General features: G+C 54.9%; 1 protein-coding gene. It reads right to left on the bottom strand.

Annotated elements, in window-relative coordinates; genetic code table 11:
• Nucleotides 1–708 precede the first annotated feature (708 nt).
• Nucleotides 709–1,772, bottom strand: a protein-coding gene (locus tag BF95_RS27095; protein WP_096061640.1) for an IS630 family transposase whose coding sequence is annotated in 2 segments (ribosomal slippage) — nt 709–1,278 and nt 1,281–1,772 — 1,062 coding nt in all. Because the reading frame shifts where the segments join, the coding sequence is not laid out codon by codon here.
• Nucleotides 1,773–1,891: the final 119 nt, after the last annotated feature.

The raw sequence follows: 1,891 nt of genomic DNA, 5'->3' as shown, positions 1-1,891 counted from the left end.
CTTCTTAACAGAACTCGCCCGACCCGTGTTTCGGCATATCGGGGATGTGTAGCACGCGCTTGCCAGTAATGTAGATTGTAAGTAGCTATAGGCGATGAGCAACGGATTAAATCGACCTGGAAGTATAAAAACGGATGTGTTCATCCTGTTCCTGTTGAGCTGGGTTTTTTCGATCGCTGGTTATTTGACGCGTGGCAGGCTGTCAGTTGTAGTAGGGCTTTATCCTTGGGGCGGCTTTTTCTTTTGGGCTTTCGGTTTCATGTTTTTGATAGCGCGAAAAAATCGATCTAAGCGGATGACTTACGCTGTTGCGGCGTCTGCCGCTTTCGCCACGCTGGTAGCATGGGGCAACCTTCCAAGAGGATAAATAAGTCGATCATTCCTTAGCGAATGCGAGGAACGCTTGGATCTTCTTGGGAAGGCGGGCAGTCGGTTTTAGCGCATTCAAACCGTTCATACGCAGCGGCAGCGAAAAACACCGCCAAGGCTAAACTTCCAAACGCAAATTTCCACTGTTTAAGCCATAATCCGTCAATCACCATCCGCACGCCCAAGAGCGAAATGATACTGAAGACGGTCATAGCAAAAACAATTCCCGTGTATCGCATAGGTCGAACAATAGCCTGTAAACGTAATAGAGAAAGCCTGATGGCTCACTCGCCCATACTGCTACGCTCTATTCAACCCACTAATACCAACCTGCATTGATCACGACCCACGTGCCCATTTGCGGCGTCCAATTGTCATGATGCGCCAGGGCTGATCGATCAGCCTGTTCCAGGCTTCGCAGCAAAGGTCGACGATGTTGTCGTGGGACGTGAAGATGCGGTTGGATAGCCAGTTATCGCGCATGAACTGCCAGATATTTTCGACCGGGTTGAGTTCAGGACATTTTGGCGGCAGCGGAACGATGCTGATATTATCGGGTACTTCCAGCTTCCCGGTCATGTGCCATCCGGCCTGATCCATCAGCAGCACGCCGTGGGCACCTGGTTCGATAGCGAGCGATATCTCCGCCAGGTGCAGCGACATGGTCTGGGTATTACAGAAGGGCAGGACCAAGCCAGCGCCCTTACCAAGCTCAGGGCAGATAGCGCCGAAGATGTAGGCTGATTTGGTCCTCTGATCCTTGGGCGCTGAAGGCCGGGTGCCGCGCCTGGCCCAGCGGCGGGTGATCTTGTTTTTCTGGCCGATACGGGCCTCGTCCTGGAACCATACCTCTATGGGCGTGTCGCGCGGGAGAGCGGCTTTGATCTTTGCCAGCTCGGCTGCAAAGCCCCCTTTTTGAAGTCCTCCATCGCATATTCGTTCTGGGCATGGTGACGTGGGCGTGCCGTCAATTTSACATAGCCCAGCTTTTTCAACTCTCGCCCTACGGTCGTTTCCGTCAGAGACACCCCAAATTCGTCATGAAGCCACCGCGCCAGGTCGATCAGCCGCCAACGCACAACTCCATGGATCGCTGGTATCGGTCCACTTTCAACGACCTCCGCGAGCGCTTGGCGCTGGGTATCATTCAGCAAGGGCGGCTTGCCTGGGGCCTTGCCGTCAAGGAGACCCGCTGGACCTCGGGCGTTGAACCGCACCACCCAATCCCGCACGATCTGCAGGGTCACTCCGCCGATGCGCGCGGCATCGCTGCGGTTCGCGCCATCATAGATTTCCGCCAAAGCTAGCAGTCGGCGTCCCTGGTTCGCGCTCTTTGTCGTCCGCGCCAGTCGCCTCAAGCCCGCTGCATCAAAGTCGTCTCGCAATCCAATCGCTGCACCCATGACAATGCCCTCCAACCCGAAGACATAGATTCATAGTTTCGCCGCTTTGGGAATCCCCCACGTGAGTCAGCATCACGGACGGATGGTATTAGSCGACGTGTTCGAGCAGGATATGGAAA

The sequence above is a fragment of the Sphingobium sp. Ant17 genome, assembly GCF_000588875.1.
GTDB lineage: Bacteria > Pseudomonadota > Alphaproteobacteria > Sphingomonadales > Sphingomonadaceae > Sphingobium.
This window is presented reverse-complemented; position numbering and strand designations above follow the sequence as displayed.